Below are 16,721 nucleotides of genomic sequence, written 5' to 3'. Positions count from 1 at the left end.
TCGCGTTCGTCTGCTGCGTGGTGGGGACGTGCCGTGCTGACGTCCCCACCCTCCCCGGTCCCGGGCCGTGCCGACATGGGGCGGGGTGGTGTCCCGGGGTGTACCTAGGCCCCCTACGCGCGGGCGGCGGAGACCTGGACGTTCTCCAGGACGCCGAGCGCGTCCGGGACGAGCACGGCCGCCGAGTAGTACGTGCTCACCAGGTAGGAGATGACGGCCTGGTCGTTGATCCCCATGAACCGCACGTTGAGCCCCGGCTCGTACTCGTCCGGGATCCCGGTCTGGCGCAGCCCGACGACGCCCGCGTCCTCCTCGCCGGTGCGCACGGCGATGATCGACGAGGTCTGCCCGGCGGAGACGGGGATCTTGCCGCAGGGCAGCAGCGGGACGCCGCGCCAGGCCGGCACCCGGCGCCCGTCCAGGTCGGTGTGCCCGAAGTACAGGCCCCGCTTGTTGCACTCGCGCCCGAAGGCCGCGACGGCGCGCGGGTGTGCGAACAGGAACCGCGTCTGCCGCCGCATGCTCAGGAGCTCGTCGAGGTCGTCCGGGGTCGGCGGCCCCGAGTGGGTCTGGATGCGCTGCCCGTGGTCGGCGTTGTGCAGCAGGCCGAACTCCCGGTTGTTGACCAGCTCGTGCTCCTGCCGCTCGCGCAGGGCCTCGATGGTCAGGCGGAGCTGCTGCTCGACCTGGTTCATCGGGTCGTTGTAGAGGTCGGCGACGCGCGAGTGCACCTTCAGGACGGTCTGCGCGACGCTCAGTTCGTACTCCCGGGGCCGGAGTTCGTAGTCGACGAACGTCCCCGGCAGCGGGGGCTCGCCGGAGTGCCCCGACGCCAGGTCGACGGCCGCCTCGCCGTGCTTGGTCTGCGGCAGGTCGCGCTCGGCGAACCGCCGTCGCGCGTGCTCCCGCAGCGCCTCGTGCCGCCCGGCGACGGCCTCGTACTCCTGCCGGGACAGCACCAGCGCGGTGGTGGCGGTCGCGGCGCGCGCGGTGAACTCCCACGTGCCCGCGTCCGCGGCGTCCGGTGCGAGCGCCCGTCCGCCGAAGAACCCGCCGTCGGCGACGACGCCCAGCGCGGTCTCGTCGCCGTACGGGCCGTGCCCGATCCGTTCCACGCGCCCGTGCGCGACGAGCACGACCTGGTCCACGGGGCGCCCGGCCTCGACGACGACCTGCCCCGGCTCGTACTCGCGCTGCGTGAACCGCGCGGCCAGCGCGCCGAGGGCCTCCGCCTCGTCGAACCCGCGCAGCAGGCCGAGTTCGGCCAGCTCCTGCGGTACGACGCGGACGTCGGCCCCCTCCTGCACGAAGGACACCCGGCCGTCGCCCACGGCGTACGTCAGCCGCCGGTTGACCCGGTACGTGCCGCCCTTCACCTCCGCCCACGGCAGCGACCGCAGCACCCAGCGGGAGCTGATGCCCTGCATCTGCGGCACGCTCTTGGTGGTCGTCGTCAGGTTCCGCGCGGCGGCGATCCCCAGGCTCAACTGGGCGCGTCCGCCCTCCTGTCCGCCCTCTTGACCGCTCTCCGGCTGCTGCTCCGCTGCTGTCGACATCGCGCGTCCCTTCCGGCTCCGGCAAGGCCTGGTGAGGCGCGACGAGCCAACAACCGGCGCGCACCCGGGTCAACGAGCGCCCCGTCCGCCCCGCGCGCCCGATGGCCGGTAAGCGCCGCCCCGCGGCGCGTCACGGCACGTCGGCGCTCCGCCCCTCGTCTCCGGCACCACATGGAGCCCACGGGAATGGCTGTTTGGCATATCACCCGAACGTGTAAATCCAGCGGGTGTGAACTCCAGGGTGGTGGTGCTGGACCCAGGCTCAGCTCACACTCCCCGCCGCGGCCGCGCGGCCCCGACGATCGGTCCATGCAGCGATTCACGGACAAGACGGCCCTGATCACCGGCGGCACCAGCGGCATGGGCCTCGCGACGGCACGGCGCCTCCTCGACGAGGGCGCGCACGTGGTCATCACCGGCCGGGACGAGGCGCGCCTGGCGAGGGCCGCGGCGGAGCTCGACGCCCCCGGCCGCGTGCTCGCCGTGCGGGCGGACGCGAGCAGCCTGGCCGACCTGGACGCGCTGATGAGCGGGATCGAGGACTGGCGCGGCGGCCTGGACACGGTCTTCGCCAACGCGGGCGTGGGCGTCTTCAAGCCGAGCGCGGAGATCACCGAGGCGGACTTCGACCACGCGGTGAACGTGAACTTCAAGGGCGTCTACTTCACGGTCCAGAAGGCCCTGCCGCTCCTGCGGGACGGCGGCTCCCTCGTCCTCAACGCCTCCTGGACCCTCCACCGGGGCCTCGCCGTGGCGTCGGTCTACTCCGCCACCAAGGCGGCCGTCCACAACCTGGCCCGCACCCTGGGCGCCGACCTCGCCCCCCGGGGCATCCGCGTCAACTCCGTCAGCCCCGGCTACATCGACACGCCCATGTACCGCGAGGCCAACCCGGACCCCGCCGCCGAGTCCGCCGTCACCGCCCAGGTCCCCCTCGCCACCCTCGGCCGCGCCGAGGAGGTGGCGGCCGCGGTCGCCTTCCTGTCCTCGGCCGACGCCGCGTACGTCACGGGGCAGGACCTGGTGGTCGACGGCGGCCTGGTCGGCTCCGTACCGATGGCGTAGCGCCCAACGTCGAAGGGCCCCGCTGCAAGCAGCGGGGCCCTTCGACATCGTGCCCGGTGAGGCACTGGCGGAGGATACGAGATTCGAACTCGTGAGGGGTTGCCCCCAACACGCTTTCCAAGCGTGCGCCCTAGGCCTCTAGGCGAATCCTCCGCGGCAAACAATACAAGACGTTGAGGAGTGCTCGCGAACTCGATCCCGGGGGTGGGGATCGGCTACTGTGGGGGCCAGCCCCTCACGTGGCGCTATCTGACTGAACTCCCCCAGGGCCGGAAGGCAGCAAGGGTAGGTCGGCTCTGGCGGGTGCGTGGGGGGCGCTTTGCGTTCCGTGGCCGGTGCTGCCGCAAGGCGGTCCGTGTTGTCAGTGGGCGCCATTAACCTCGTAGGTGTGTCGTCTCTCGCGCTGTACCGCCGCTATCGCCCGGAGTCGTTCGCCGAGGTCATCGGGCAGGAGCATGTAACCGACCCGCTGCAGCAGGCGCTGCGGAACAACCGGGTCAATCACGCGTACCTGTTCAGCGGCCCGCGCGGCTGCGGCAAGACGACGAGCGCGCGCATCCTCGCCCGCTGTCTGAACTGTGAGCAAGGTCCCACCCCGACCCCCTGCGGCGAGTGCCAGTCCTGCCGCGACCTCGCGCGGAACGGACCGGGGTCGATCGACGTCATCGAGATCGACGCCGCTTCCCACGGTGGCGTGGACGATGCCCGTGACCTGCGCGAGAAGGCCTTCTTCGGACCCGCGAGCAGCCGGTACAAGATCTACATCATCGACGAGGCCCACATGGTCACGTCGGCGGGGTTCAACGCCCTCCTGAAGGTCGTCGAGGAGCCCCCGGAGCATCTGAAGTTCATCTTCGCCACGACCGAGCCCGAGAAGGTCATCGGCACCATCCGGTCGCGCACGCACCACTATCCGTTCCGGCTCGTGCCCCCCGGCACCCTGCGGGACTACCTCTCCGAGGTGTGCGGGCGCGAGGACATCCCCGTGGCGGACGGGGTGCTGCCCCTCGTCGTGCGCGCGGGCGCCGGTTCCGTGCGTGACTCCATGTCCGTGATGGACCAGCTCCTCGCGGGCGCCCGCGAGGACGGTGTGACGTACGCCATGGCCACCGGCCTCCTCGGGTACACGGACGGGTCGCTCCTCGACTCCGTGGTCGACGCGTTCGCCTCCGGGGACGGCGCCGCCGCCTTCGAGGTCGTCGACCGCGTCATCGAGGGCGGGAACGACCCCCGGCGGTTCGTCGCCGACCTGCTGGAGCGGCTGCGGGACCTCGTGATCCTCGCCGCCGTTCCCGACGCCGCCGAGAAGGGGCTCATCGACGCCCCGGCCGACGTGGTCGAGCGCATGCAGGCACAGGCCGGGGTGTTCGGCGCCGCCGAGCTCAGCCGCGCCGCCGACCTGGTCAACACGGGCCTCACGGAGATGCGCGGCGCCACCTCGCCCCGGCTCCAGTTGGAGCTGATCTGCGCCCGCGTGCTGCTCCCCGCCGCGTACGACGACGAGCGTGCCGTCATGGCCCGGCTCGACCGCCTGGAGCGGGGCGGGCACTTCACGGCGCAGGGTCCCGCTTCGGCGCCCCCGATGGGGTACGTGCCCGGACCCGAGGCCCACGCGGGCGTGCAGCAGCCCGGCGTCGCCGTGCCGCCGCCGGGGCCCGTCGCTCCGCCCGGCCCGCCCGTTCCGCCCGGCGGCGGTCCCGCCGCCGCGCGTGCCGCGGTGCGGGGGGCTTCCGAAGGGGCTCCCGCCGGGGGCGCCGCGCCGTCCGGGCCCGCGCCGTCCGGGCCCGCGCAGGGCGCCACCCCGCCGCCTCCGCCGGTGGCTCCCGCGCCGCCCGCCGCCCCGGCTCCGGCCCCGGCCCCGCAGGCCCCCGAGCCCGCCCAGCCGTCCGCCCCCGCCGCGAGCAGGCCCGGCAGCTGGCCCACGGCCTCCGCGCCGGGCGGCGGAGCCGCGCCCGCGGCTTCCGGTGCACCCGCGGCCTCCGGCGCGCCCCGGCCCGGCGGCTGGCCCACGGCCGCCCCCGCGGGCGGCGGCGCCCCCGCGCCCGCGCCGGTCCCGCCGTCCGCGCCCCCCGCGGCCCCGCAGGCCCCTGCCCCCGCCCCGCAGGCCGCCGCGCCCGCCCCCACCGGCGGGCTCGACCCCCGCTCCCTCTGGCCGAACATCCTGGAGGCGGTCAAGAACCGCCGCCGCTTCACCTGGATCCTGCTCAGCCAGAACGCGCAGGTGGCGGGCTTCGACGGGACCACCCTCCAGATCGGCTTCGTCAACTCCGGGGCCCGGGACAACTTCGCGAGCAGCGGCAGCGAGGACGTCCTGCGCCAGGCGCTGTCCGAGCAGTTCGGCGTGCAGTGGAAGGTCGAGGCGATCGTCGACCCGTCCGGCGGCAGCGCGCCGCCGCCCGCCGCGAGCGGCTTCGGCGGCGGCCAGGGCGGTGGCTACGGCGCCCCGTCCGGCGGCTACGGCGCCCCCGCCGCCGCCCGCCCCGCCCCGCAGGCGCCCGCGGCCCCGGCACCGCAGCCCGCCGCCCGGCCCGCCCCGGCGCCCGCGGCTCCGGCGCCGGCCGCGCCCGTGTCGCCGCCTCCGGAGCACATCGCCCCGGAGGACGACATCCCCGAGGACGACGATCCGGACCTCGTCGACTCCGCCCTGTCCGGGCACGAGCTGATCGTGCGCGAGCTGGGCGCGACGGTGGTCGACGAGTACCCGAACGAGTAGCGGGCGCCCGGCCAGGGCCCCGCGCTCGTACGAACGCACAAACCGCCCCCGCCCCCTGCCTAGGACACCCGACCAAACCCACCCGCCCCGCCGGGCTAGGCTGACCCCGTGAAGGTCCTCGTCATCGGCAGCGGTGCCCGCGAACACGCCCTGTGCCGCTCCCTGTCCCTCGACCCGGCGGTCACCGCCCTGCACTGCGCCCCCGGCAACGCCGGCATCGCGGAGGCGGCGGAGCTGCACCCGGTGGACGCCCTGGACGGCGCCGCCGTGGCCGGGCTCGCCCGTGAGCTGGGGGCGGACCTCGTCGTCGTGGGGCCGGAGGCGCCCCTCGTCGCCGGAGTCGCCGACGCCGTGCGGGACGCGGGCGTCCCGTGCTTCGGGCCGTCCAAGGAGGCCGCGCTCCTGGAGGGCTCCAAGGCCTTCGCCAAGGACGTGATGGCGGGCGCGGGCGTGCCCACGGCACGTTCGTACGTCTGCACCACCGCGGCGGAGGTCGACGAGGCCCTCGACGCCTTCGGCGCCCCGTACGTGGTCAAGGACGACGGCCTCGCCGCGGGCAAGGGCGTCGTGGTCACCAGCGACATCGAGCAGGCCAGGGAGCACGCCCGCGCCTGCGGCCGCGTCGTGATCGAGGAGTTCCTCGACGGCCCCGAGGTGTCGCTGTTCGCCGTCACCGACGGCGAGACGGTCGTCCCGCTGCGCCCCGCCCAGGACTTCAAGCGCGCGCTCGACGGGGACGAGGGCCCCAACACCGGCGGCATGGGCGCCTATTCGCCGCTGCCGTGGGCCGACCCGAAGCTCGTCGACGAGGTGCTCGACACGGTCCTGCGCCCGACCGTCGACGAGCTGCGGCGGCGCGGCACCCCGTTCGCCGGTCTCCTCTACGCGGGGCTCGCGATCACCAGCAGGGGCGTGCGCGTCATCGAGTTCAACGCCCGCTTCGGCGACCCCGAGACGCAGGTCGTCCTCGCCCGCCTGGAGACCCCGCTCGCGGGCGTCCTGCTCGCCGCCGCGAACGGCACGCTCGCCGATCTGCCGCCGCTGCGCTGGAGCGACGACGCGGCCGTCACCGTCGTCATCGCCTCGCACAACTACCCGGACACCCCGCGCACGGGCGACCCCATCGTGGGCCTCGACGCGGTCGCGGCGCACGACGCCCCGCACGCGTACGTCCTGCACGCGGGCACCAGGCGCGAGGGCGACGCGGTCGTCAGCGCGGGCGGCCGCGTGCTGTCCGTGACCGCGACCGGCGCCGACCTGACGCAGGCCCGCGAGCGCGCGTACACGGCGGTGTCCCGCATCAGCCTGGACGGCTCCCAGCACCGCACGGACATCGCGGAGCGCGCCGCGGAGTAGCCGGGGGGCGACCAGGCCGTGACGTAACGTAAGGCCATGGCCTCAACTCGTCCGCGCCCCCGCCTCCTGTACGTCACCGACCTCGCCTACGAGGCGCGCGGGCGGCGCTACTGCGACGAGGACATCCAGCTGTCCGCCCGGCTGCGCGAGCACCTCGACGACATGGACGTCGCGCTCTGCCACCCGCTGGACGCGGCCGCCCTGATGGACGGCTTCGACCTCGTCGTCGTACGCAACAGCGGACCGGTCATCCACTACCAGGAGGCGTACGACGCCTTCCGGGACCGCGCGCTGCGGGACGGCGTACGCGTGTACAACCCGCTGACCGGCCGCGCCGACATGGCGGGCAAGCAGTACCTCGTCGACCTGACCGCCGAGGGGCTGCCGGTCATCCCGACCGTCGACCGCGGCGAGGACCTGCACCGGCTTCCCGAGGCGGCGTCGTACGTCGTCAAGCCCAAGCTCGGCGCCGACTCCATCGGCCTGCGGACCGTGGGCCGCGAGGAGCTCGCGGGCCTGGACTTCGCCGCGGGCGGCGGACTCCTCGCCCAGCCCCGGATCGACTTCCGCTACGAAGTGTCCTTCTACTTCATCGACGACGCCTTCCAGTACGCGCTGTACGCACCCCGCCCCGACCGGCGCTGGGAGCTCGAACCGTACGCCCCTACGGACGGGGACCTGGAGTTCGCGCGCGAGTTCGTCGACTGGAACACGCTCCCGTACGGCATCCAGCGCGTCGACGCCTGCCGGGCGCCGGACGGACGGCTGCTCCTGGTCGAGCTGGAGGACCTCAATCCCTATCTGTCCCTCGACCTCATCGGTGCCGAAGGGCAGCGGGCGTTCGCCGGAAACCTGGCCGTCTCACTGCGCCGTTACCTGGCGGACAGCTTTACCCAAAGCCATTCCATCGAGTGACCGCTCGCCCATCCGGCTGACGCTGACCTGCGCCCCAACTAGGGTGCGGCGCAGGCGTTCCGGCACCCATAGCCAAACAGCCCACCGGCATTGCGATGTCGGTGGCGGGTGCCACAGTGGGGGAGTGAGCAACGCCATCGACGTGCGCCGCCGGCTCCGGCCGACGGCCCAGCTGTGAGGCAGCAGGGGGTGTCTTCGGTCGTGTCAGGTATGGGTGAGGAGGCGGGCGCGCAGGCCGCGCGCTCCCGGGCTCTCGCCGTGCTGCGCATCCGCGGCAGGGCGCTGGCCGTCGCCCTGCTGCCCGCGGCCGCGGCCGTCGTCCTGCTCGCCGCCGCGGTCACGGGCCACGTCGAGGGCGCCGCCTGGGCCGCGGCCCGCTGGGTCGTCACGGTGTTCGCCGTGCTCGCCCTCGTCGCCGCATCGGTCGTCGCCCTGGTCGTCGCCCGCGCCCGGCCCGCCCTGAGCCCCACGGTCCCGATCAGCGAAGCCGCCGCGCCCGATCTGTACCGCCTGGTGCGCGACCTCGCCGACCGCCTGGACGTCCCCGCACCCTCCGCGATAGCGCTCACCCCGGACTGCGACAGCTGGCTGGAGGACCGCACCCACCCGGCCCACGACGCGTGCGCGCGCCGCCGCGAGGCCGAGGCGTCGCAGGGCGGAGGGACGGACCCGGCCCCCGAGAGCGGTGCCGCCGCCGACGACGACCCGGACCTCGGCAACGGGATACGCGGCGGCCGCCCGCCCAAGAGCCGCGCCCCCGCCGCCCCCGTGCTCGTCATCGGCTCGCCCTTCCTGTGGTGGATGCGGGTCGGCGAGCTGCGCGCGGTCCTCGCCCCCGTCGTCGCGGGCACGGGTCCCTCGGCCCACCCGGACATAGCGGCCGCCCGCCGCTTCCTGCGCGGCCTGGACGCGGCCGTCGCCGTCGCCTCCTCGCCCGGCCGCGGCCCGATCACGCGCACCGTCCTCGGCGGCGTCGGCTGGGTGGCGCGGCTGCTGCTCCGCGGCTGCCGGATGCACGCGGCGGAGATGGAGCGCGGCGTCGCGGCCGCCGCCGCCGAGCGCGCCCAGACCGTGGACTACGGCGCGCGGATCGTCGCCCAGGAGCAGGTCGGCCTCGCCTACGCGGGCTGGGACCGGCTCCTGACCCGGGTCGCGCTGCCCGCCTGGCGCATGGGCCGCTGGCCCTCCCGGCTCGACGCGGGCGTGGTCTCGGCCCTCACCGAGCTGTCCCGCAGGGACCGCCTCGCCGAAGGGTTCGCCTCCCGGCTCGGCGAGCGCCCCGCCTGCGACCTCCTGGAGGAGCCCGGCGTGGTGGACGAGGCCGCCTCGCTGCTCGCCGCCCGGCTCTTCCACGGCGGACCCGCCGAGTCCGGCCCCGGCTGGGCCCCGGTGGCCTGGCAGGAGTACCCGGACGAGGTAGTCGACCGCAAGTGGCGCATGGACGCGGCCCGGCTGCACCGCGTGCTCGACTCCCTCGGCGTCAGCCGCTCCTTCGACCCCGAGGCCCCCGACCCCGAGGGCCCGACGCTCGGCCGGGTCCTCGACCATCTGACGGACCCGGAGCGGGCGGCCCGCCGCCGCGCCTCCGGCACCCCGGACGCCGACATCCCCGGTGCGGGGGGAGCCTGGGCGGCCACCGAAGCCGCCACCCGCGAAGCCGCCACCCGCGAAGCCGGGGACCACGTCGACACGGGCCACGTCGACACGGGCCACGTCGACACGGGCCACGTCGACACGGGCCACGTCGACACGGGCCACGCCGTCACGGACGGCGTCGACCCGGATCACGTCGACCCGGATCACGTCGACCCGGATCACGTCGACACGGACGGCGTCGAGCCGGATCACGTCGGCCCGCACCGCGGCTACACGGATCGCGAAGCCTCCGACGGCGAAGCCGCGCACCGCGAAGCCGCCGACCGCGGCGATACGGATCGCGAAGCCGCCGATCGCGAGGCCGCCGACCGCGAGGCCGCGCACCGCGAAGCCGACGACCGCGAAGCCGCGCACCGCGAAGACCCCGACGAAGGCCGCAGCGGCCAGCTCGCCGCCGGGCTCAGCGCCGAGCTGGCCCGGGAGGAGGCCGCCGCCCCCGCGCGGCCCGCCCCCACCGGCCAGTCCCCGGACGACGCGCTCTGGGACGACGGCGCGCTGCCCCTGTTCCCGCTCCAGCCGCCCCGGTCCGGCCGCGAGCTGCTCGCCGACCACGTGGCGGCGATGGTGTGCTGCGCGGCCATAGACACCGCGGGCGCGGCCCCCGGCCTCGACTGGCTGGACGGCCCCTCCCTGCTGATGGGCGGCGAGCGCGCGGCCGACCTCACCCCGCGCGTGCTCACCCTCGTGGAGGACGGCGACCCGGAGCCGCTGCGCGCCTGGCTCACCGCCCAGGGCGTCCGCCCGGAGAAACCCCTGCGCCTCGTCTAGACGCCCCGCCTCCCCGGCACCCCGCCTTCCGCGCCCGCGCCCGGAGCGAAACGTTCCGGTCATTGCCGGTCTCGTTAATTCACGACGAACGGTGACGGACCGCGTGCGTAATGTGATGTGCTGGGACCGCGAAAGGGAAAGACCGCCGCGGCCCGCGGCGGCTCCGCCTCCGCACCGGCACAGAGCCATCGACCACGCAGCGGCGGAGAACAGGCTCGGGGGAGCGAGGGAGGGGACAACGCATGGGACCGGAGCCGATCCGCCGCTGGGAGTCGGGCGCCCTCGCCCACGCCGTGACCGACCCCTTCGGCCAGGGCCCGCTGCCCTGGCTCCGGGGCGCGGAGCACTACTTCGACGACACGGGCCAGGTCGTCCCCTGGTACGTCGACCACGCCCCGGCGCCCGGCGCCACCGGGCCCGGCCACGTCCCGGCCCGGCGCCCCGGCGGCGGCCCCCGCACCGCCGACGACGTGCACCGCCAGATCAAGGGCTTCACCAGCACCGGCGCCGCCGCGCCGGGCGAGGCGCTCGACTTCCACATCACGGTCGACCCGCCGCAGCAGTTCAGCGTGGACATCTACCGCATCGGCCACTACGGCGGCGACGGCGCCGCGAAGATCACCACGAGCCCCCGCCTCGCGGGCATCGTGCAGCCCCCGCCGCTCACCGCCGACCGCACGGTCTCCTGCCACCACTGGTGGCTCTCCTGGCGCCTGCAGATCCCGGCGTACTGGAACATCGGCGCGTACGTCGCCGTCCTCACCACCGCCGACGGCTACCGCTCGCACGTGCCCTTCACCGTGCGCGACAGCCTCGTCCAGGGCGAGCTCGGGCACGCCCCGTCCGCCGACCTCCTGGTCGTGCTCCCCGACATCACCTGGCAGGCGTACAACCTCTACCCGGAGGACGGCCGCACCGGCGCCAGCCTCTACCACGCCTGGGACGAGCACGGGCGGCTCCTCGGCGAGGGCGAGGCCGCCGTCACCGTCTCCTTCGACCGGCCGTACGCGGGCGCGGGCCTGCCCCTGCACGTCGGCCACGCCTACGACTTCATCCGCTGGGCCGAGCGGTACGGCTACGACCTCGCCTACGCCGACGCCCGCGACCTGCACGCGGGCCGCATCGACCCCACCCGCTACCGCGGCCTGGTCTTCCCCGGCCACGACGAGTACTGGTCCGCCGCGATGCGCCGCACCGCCGAACTGGCCCGGGAGAACGGCACCTCGCTGGTCTTCCTCTCCGCCAACACCATGTACTGGCAGGTGGAGTCGGGCCCGTCCCCGTCCGGCGTCCCGGACCGCCTGCTGACCTGCCGCAAGCGCCGCGGCCCCGGCAAGGCCGCGCTGTGGCGGGAGATCGACGCCCCCGAGCAGCAGCTGATGGGCATCCAGTACGCGGGCCGGGTCCCCGAGCCGCACCCGCTGATCGTCCGCAACGCCGACCACTGGCTGTGGGAGGCCACCGGCGCGCACGAGGGCGACGGCATCGACGGCCTGGTCGCGGGCGAGGCCGACCGCTACTTCCCGCGCACGGCGCTGCCCGAGCACCAGGACCGCATCCTGCTCGCGCACTCCCCGTACGAGGACGGCGAGGGCACCGTCCGCCACCAGGAGACCTCCCTGTACCGGGCCCCGTCCGGCGCGCTCGTCTTCGCCTCGGGCACCTTCGCCTGGTCCCCGGCGCTCGACCGGCCCGGCCACATCGACGCCCGGGTGCAGCGCGCCACCGCCAACCTCCTCGACCGGATCTGCAAGCGCGACTGACCCCGGCGCCGACCCGGCGGGCCGCCGCCCCGTCGGGACTCGGCCAACCCTTGGCCAAGACCACTCCCCGCATACGGGAGAATCGGAGCACTTGGACAGAACCACGGGGAGGAACCGTGTCCGGATTCGTCGAAAAGCCCGAGCCGCTCCAGGTTCCGGGCCTGGTGCATCTGCACACCGGCAAGGTGCGCGAGCTGTACCAGAACGAGGCGGGCGACCTCGTGATGGTCGCCAGCGACCGCATGTCCGCCTACGACTGGGTGCTGCCCACCGAGATCCCCGACAAGGGCCGGGTGCTCACCCAGCTGTCGCTGTGGTGGTTCGACCAGCTCGCCGACATCGCCCCGAACCACGTGCTCTCCACCGAGCTGCCGCCCGGCGCCCCCGCCGACTGGGAGGGGCGCACGCTGATCTGCAAGCGCCTGGAGATGGTGCCCGTCGAGTGCGTCGCCCGCGGCTATCTGACCGGTTCGGGCCTGCTGGAGTACAACGAGACCCGCACCGTCTGCGGCCTCGCGCTGCCCGAGGGCCTCACCGACGGCTCCGAGCTGCCCGCCCCGATCTTCACGCCCGCCACGAAGGCGGCGGTCGGCGAGCACGACGAGAACGTCTCGTACGAGGAGGTGGCCCGCCAGGTCGGCGCCGAGACGGCGGCCCAGCTGCGGCAGACCACCCTCGCCGTCTACGGCAGGGCCCGGGACATCGCGCGCGACCGGGGCGTGATCCTCGCTGACACGAAGTTCGAGTTCGGCTTCGAGGGCGACGCCCTGGTCCTCGCCGACGAGGTCCTGACGCCGGACTCGTCCCGCTTCTGGCCCGCCGACACCTGGCAGCCGGGCCGTGCCCAGCCGTCCTTCGACAAGCAGTTCGTCCGCGACTGGCTGACGTCGGCCGCGTCCGGCTGGGACCGCCACGGCGAGCTGCCGCCCCCGCCGCTGCCCGAGGACGTGGTGGCCGCGACCCGCGCCAAGTACATCGAGGCGTACGAGCGCCTCACCGGCACCGCCTGGTAGCCGGGCACACGACGAAGCCCCCCGGTTCGAGGAACCGGGGGGCTTCACTTGAGCGGACGACCAGGTTCGAACTGGCGACCTCAACCTTGGCAAGGTTGCGCTCTACCAACTGAGCTACGTCCGCGCTGCGCCGAAGCGCGATAGCTACTATACCCAACCTCGCTCGCGGGCGAGACGCACTGCCGCGTGCCGGTTCTCGGCACCGGTCTTGGTGACCGCCGACGAGAGGTAGTTCCGGACCGTTCCCTGGGACAGCGAGGCGCGCTCGGCGATCTCCGCGACGGACGCGCCGTCGGCGGCGAGTTCGAGCACCTCGGCCTCGCGGGCGGTCAGCGGGGAGTCCCCCGCGGAGATCGCGTCGGCCGCCAACTCCTGGTCCACGTACCGCCGTCCGTCGTGCACGGTGCGGATGATCTCGGCGAGCCGCTGGGCGCTCACCGTCTTCGGCACGAACCCGCGCACGCCGACCGCGAGCGCCCGCTTGAGGTGGCCGGGGCGGCCGTGGCTGGTCACGATCATGACCCGGCAGCCGGGGAGTTCGTCCCGCAGGGATGTGGCCACGCTCACACCGTCCGCCCCCGGCATCTGGAGGTCGAGCACGGCCACGTCGGGCCGGTGGGCCCGCGCCATGGCGAGCGCCTCGGGCCCGGACGCGGCCTCCGCGACGACGGCGAGGTCGTCCTCCAGGCTGAGCAGGGCGGCGAGGGCGCCGCGGATCAGATGCTCGTCGTCGGCGAGCAGCACGCGCACGGTCACGAGGCCCTCGCCCCCGGGGCCCCGGCCAGGAGCGTGTCCCCGGTCTCGTCGGCCGGGCCCGTCCCGGGGGACACCGGCACCCGCGCGGTGAGCCGGAACAGGCCGCCGTCGGCACAGTGCTCCAGGGTGCCGCCCACGGCGGCGAGGCGTTCGCGCAGGCCCGGGAGTCCGGTGCCGCCGGTGGCCGCGCGGCCCTCGGGCACCCCGTCGTTCTCGATGGTCAACGTCGTCTGTCCTTCCGCGACCGACACGGTGATGGCGCAGTGCTGTGCGTCGCCGTGGCGCAGCACGTTCGTGGTGCCTTCGCGCACCACCCAGCCGAGTGCCGACTGCACGGCGGCCGGCAGGCCCGCGGGTTCCCCGGTCACCCGGCAGGGGATCCCGGCGGCCTCCAGGACCCCCTGGGCCCCGGCGAGTTCCACGCCGAGCTCGACCTCGCGGTAGCCGCGCACGACTTCCCTGATCTCCCGCTGCGACTGCTGTGCGATCCGCTGCACCTCGACCATCTGGTCCACGGCCTCGGGCCGCCCGCGCCGGGCCAGCTGCGCGGCCAGCTCGCTCTTGAGGGCGATGACGGCGAGGTTGCGCCCCATCACGTCGTGCAGGTCGCGGCCGAAGCGCAGCCGCTCCTCGGCGACGGCCAGCCGGGCCTCGACCTCGCGGGCCCGGTCGGCCTCCCACATCACCGAGAGCGTCCAGGCCCCGCAGCGCGTGCTGAGCAGGGCCACACCGGCGCCGAAGGCGACGAGCACGGCGATCATGAACAGGCGCACGTCGTGCATTCCTATCGCCGCGAAGCCGCCCACCGTCGTCGCCTCGACGAGCGCGAAGCGCCCGGCGAAGTCCCGTAGCGGCAGGGCGAAGGCGAGAGCCTCGAAGTGCGGTACGACGAGGAAGGCGAGGGCGAAGCTGATCATGCCGCCCTGGATGCCGCCCACGGCCTGGAGGGCGAGGGCGAGCACGAGCATGACCACCATCAGCGTGCGGGACACCGCGAGGTCGCGCGCGGGGTACGGGGCGCGCCCCAAGTAGTGGTCGAGCGCCCGCCGCAGGCTGCGGTTCACGTGGACGCACTGGACGGCGGCGGTCACGATCATCGTCCAGCCGAGCAGCCGCGCCGGGAGGTCCGGCTCCAGGCTCAGGCCGAGCGGCAGCGAGCCCCAGCTCAGACAGAGCAGCCAGGGCATGGCGTGCCAGAGCGCCACGGACTGCAGCTCCACCCGTTCGATCTTGGTGCGCTCGTGCCAGCCGCGCTGCCAGAACCGCATCCGGCCGACCACGTTCATCCCCTCCTCAGCGGCGCGGTTCCCAGCGGAACCACCGGCGTACAGCAAACACGCCGATCGCGATCCAGGCCACCGCGGTCGCGAGGGTGCCGAGCGCCTCGGTGAAGGACAGCTGCCCGGTCCAGCCGCCGCGGATCAGCTCGATCACGGGGGAGAGCGGAAGCAGCGCGCAGACGTCGGCGAGCCCGTCCGGCATCACTTCGAGCGGCACCATCGCCCCGGAGCCGATGAACGACACGAGCAGCAGGGGCATGGCCGCGACCTGCGCGCTCTCCACGCTCCGGCTGAAGCTCGCCGTCACGGCCGCGAGCAGGGGCCACAGGACGAGGCCGAGGAGCAGCCCCAGGACGGCGTAGTACGGCGCCTCGGGCGCGCCCACGTCGAGCAGCGCGAGACAGCCCGCGGTCAGGAGCAGCGACTGGACGAGGCCGACGGCCACGGACGGGAGCGCGGCGCCCGCGAGGATCTCCGCGTCCCGCACCTCACCGGTGCGCAGCCGCTTGAGGACGAGCTCCTCGCGCCGGGCCGCGTACACGTTCACCAGCGCCGAGTAGACGGCGAAGAGCAGGGAGAAGCCGATCGCGCCGGGCAGGACGACCGAGCCGACGGACAGGCCGGTGCCCTCCAGGTCCGCCCCCTCGGCGGCCTGGCGCACGCTGAACGGCAGGACGAGCGGCACGAAGAGCGCCGCGAACAGCGTGCCCTTGCTGCGGCCGAGCAGGGTCAGCTCGGCGCGCGCGAGGGCCCGCATGCGCCCGGCGGAGGTGGTGCGCGCGGTGCGCTGCCGCGCGGGGCGCGTCGTGGTCAGGGTGCTCATGCCGCTGCCTCCGTGTTCTTGGTCCCGGCCGTGGTGTCGGCGGCCGTGGCGTCCCGGGCGATCCGCAGGAAGGCCTCTTCGAGGGAGGCGGCGCGGATGTCGAGCCCGCGCAGTTCGACGCCCGCCCGCTGGGCCCAGACGAGCAGTTCGGTCGCGGAGCGCTGGAGCGTGCCGGTGCGCAGCCGCACCGTGCGGCCCAGCAGTTCGTGGTCGCTCACGCCGAGGTCGGCGAGCGGCGGCAGGTCGCCGGGGAAGTAGCCGTCGGGCAGGTCGAAGGAGATCTGTGAGGGCTGGGTGGCGACGACGTCGGCGACGCTTCCGGAGGCGGCGATGCGGCCCTCGTGCATGATCGCGAGGCGGTCGGCGAGCTGCTCGGCCTCCTCCAGGTAGTGCGTGGTGAGCAGCACCGTGGTGCCGTTGTTCCGCAGGGCGCGCACCAACTCCCAGGTCTCGCGGCGGCCTTCGGCGTCGAGGCCGGTGGTCGGCTCGTCGAGGAACAGGACCTCGGGGTCGCCCATGAGCGCCATCGCGAGGTCGAGCCGGCGCTTCTCGCCGCCGGAGAGCTGCTTCACGCGGGTGTCGCCGCGCCTGCCGAGCCCGACGGCCTCCAGGGCCTCGGCGACGGGCCGGGCCCCGCTGGTGCACCCGGCCCACATGCGCGCGGTCTCGGTGACGGTCAGTTCGGAGGGGAAGCCGCCCTCCTGGAGCATCACGCCGATGCGCGGGCGCACCGCGGCCCGGTCGCGGTAGGGATCGTGCCCGAGGACGCGGATCTGGCCCGCGGCCGGTTCGGTGAGGCCTTCCAGGAGTTCGACGGTGGAGGTCTTGCCCGCGCCGTTCGTCCCCAGGAGGGCGAACAGTTCGCCCTGTCCCACGGCGAACGAGATCCCCCGGACCGCTTCGAAGCCGCCCGCGTAGGTCCGCCGCAGGTCGGTGACGTCGATCACGTGCTCTGTCATGGCTCAAGCGTTCCGCGGGCGGGGGCGGTCCGGCAGTGCGGCCTGTCATCGGCACCCATGACAAATGTCAGATCACGGCGCCGCGGTCCGCGGAAGCC

Annotated in this window: 12 protein-coding genes, 2 tRNA genes and 1 other RNA gene; 8 read left to right on the top strand and 7 right to left on the bottom strand. The window is 74.5% G+C overall.

Features of this window, described 5'->3' with window-relative positions; genetic code table 11:
- Positions 1-113 precede the first annotated feature (113 nt).
- Entirely contained in the window at positions 114-1,556 is a 1,443-nt protein-coding gene (locus C9F11_RS19900; RefSeq protein WP_138960553.1) for a family 2B encapsulin nanocompartment shell protein, read from the bottom strand.
- 309 nt (positions 1,557-1,865) lie between these two features.
- Here C9F11_RS19900 and C9F11_RS19895 point away from each other — a divergent pair, with 309 nt between their 5' ends.
- Positions 1,866-2,621: an SDR family oxidoreductase gene (locus C9F11_RS19895; RefSeq protein ID WP_138960552.1), complete on the top strand. Its 756-nt coding sequence runs from the start codon at positions 1,866-1,868 to the stop codon at positions 2,619-2,621.
- A gap of 65 nt (positions 2,622-2,686) precedes the next feature.
- Here the strand turns inward: C9F11_RS19895 and C9F11_RS19890 are convergent.
- Positions 2,687-2,774: transfer RNA gene (locus tag C9F11_RS19890), tRNA-Ser, on the bottom strand.
- Positions 2,775-2,847: 73 nt separating this feature from the next.
- On the opposite strand from C9F11_RS19890, the gene ffs reads away from it, so the two are divergent.
- The 7 genes from ffs to C9F11_RS19855 all read left to right on the top strand — a co-directional run bounded on the left by ffs (position 2,848) and on the right by C9F11_RS19855 (position 12,805).
- Positions 2,848-2,946, top strand: an RNA gene (ffs, locus tag C9F11_RS19885) — signal recognition particle sRNA small type.
- A 63-nt stretch (positions 2,947-3,009) separates the two neighbouring features.
- Entirely contained in the window at positions 3,010-5,334 is a 2,325-nt protein-coding gene (locus tag C9F11_RS19880) for a DNA polymerase III subunit gamma and tau (RefSeq protein ID WP_138960551.1), read from the top strand.
- Between the two features lie 108 nt (positions 5,335-5,442).
- Entirely contained in the window at positions 5,443-6,690 is a 1,248-nt protein-coding gene (gene purD, locus C9F11_RS19875) for a phosphoribosylamine--glycine ligase (RefSeq protein ID WP_138960550.1), read from the top strand.
- Between the two features lie 36 nt (positions 6,691-6,726).
- Positions 6,727-7,605 (top strand): hypothetical protein, encoded by an 879-nt coding sequence (locus C9F11_RS19870; protein WP_138960549.1) that lies wholly within the window; start codon positions 6,727-6,729, stop codon positions 7,603-7,605.
- A 210-nt stretch (positions 7,606-7,815) separates the two neighbouring features.
- Positions 7,816-10,029, top strand: a complete 2,214-nt coding sequence (locus C9F11_RS19865) for a hypothetical protein (RefSeq protein ID WP_138966741.1) — start codon at positions 7,816-7,818, stop codon at positions 10,027-10,029.
- Between the two features lie 242 nt (positions 10,030-10,271).
- Entirely contained in the window at positions 10,272-11,792 is a 1,521-nt protein-coding gene (locus C9F11_RS19860) for a N,N-dimethylformamidase beta subunit family domain-containing protein (protein ID WP_138960548.1), read from the top strand.
- A gap of 116 nt (positions 11,793-11,908) precedes the next feature.
- A complete protein-coding gene (locus tag C9F11_RS19855; RefSeq protein ID WP_138960547.1) occupies positions 11,909-12,805 on the top strand; it encodes a phosphoribosylaminoimidazolesuccinocarboxamide synthase in 897 nt (298 codons plus the stop codon).
- A gap of 51 nt (positions 12,806-12,856) precedes the next feature.
- On the opposite strand, the gene C9F11_RS19850 is transcribed toward C9F11_RS19855, so the two are convergent.
- The 5 genes from C9F11_RS19850 to C9F11_RS19830 all read right to left on the bottom strand — a co-directional run bounded on the left by C9F11_RS19850 (position 12,857) and on the right by C9F11_RS19830 (position 16,623).
- Positions 12,857-12,929 (bottom strand) — tRNA-Gly (locus C9F11_RS19850).
- 23 nt (positions 12,930-12,952) lie between these two features.
- Positions 12,953-13,561: a response regulator transcription factor gene (locus C9F11_RS19845; protein ID WP_138960546.1), complete on the bottom strand. Its 609-nt coding sequence runs from the start codon at positions 13,559-13,561 to the stop codon at positions 12,953-12,955.
- Entirely contained in the window at positions 13,558-14,847 is a 1,290-nt protein-coding gene (locus tag C9F11_RS19840) for a sensor histidine kinase (protein WP_138960545.1), read from the bottom strand. The genes C9F11_RS19845 and C9F11_RS19840 overlap by 4 nt, the downstream gene beginning before the upstream one ends.
- Positions 14,848-14,854: 7 nt before the next feature.
- Positions 14,855-15,664: an ABC transporter permease gene (locus C9F11_RS19835; protein ID WP_138960544.1), complete on the bottom strand. Its 810-nt coding sequence runs from the start codon at positions 15,662-15,664 to the stop codon at positions 14,855-14,857.
- Positions 15,661-16,623, bottom strand: coding sequence for an ABC transporter ATP-binding protein (locus C9F11_RS19830; RefSeq protein WP_138960543.1), 963 nt, complete (start codon positions 16,621-16,623; stop codon positions 15,661-15,663). The genes C9F11_RS19835 and C9F11_RS19830 overlap by 4 nt, the downstream gene beginning before the upstream one ends.
- Between the last annotated feature and the right edge of the window lie 98 nt (positions 16,624-16,721).

Source organism: Streptomyces sp. YIM 121038 (assembly GCF_006088715.1).
GTDB lineage: Bacteria > Actinomycetota > Actinomycetes > Streptomycetales > Streptomycetaceae > Streptomyces.
Note: the sequence above shows the minus strand (reverse complement) of the source record. Positions and strands in the feature narration are given on the sequence as shown.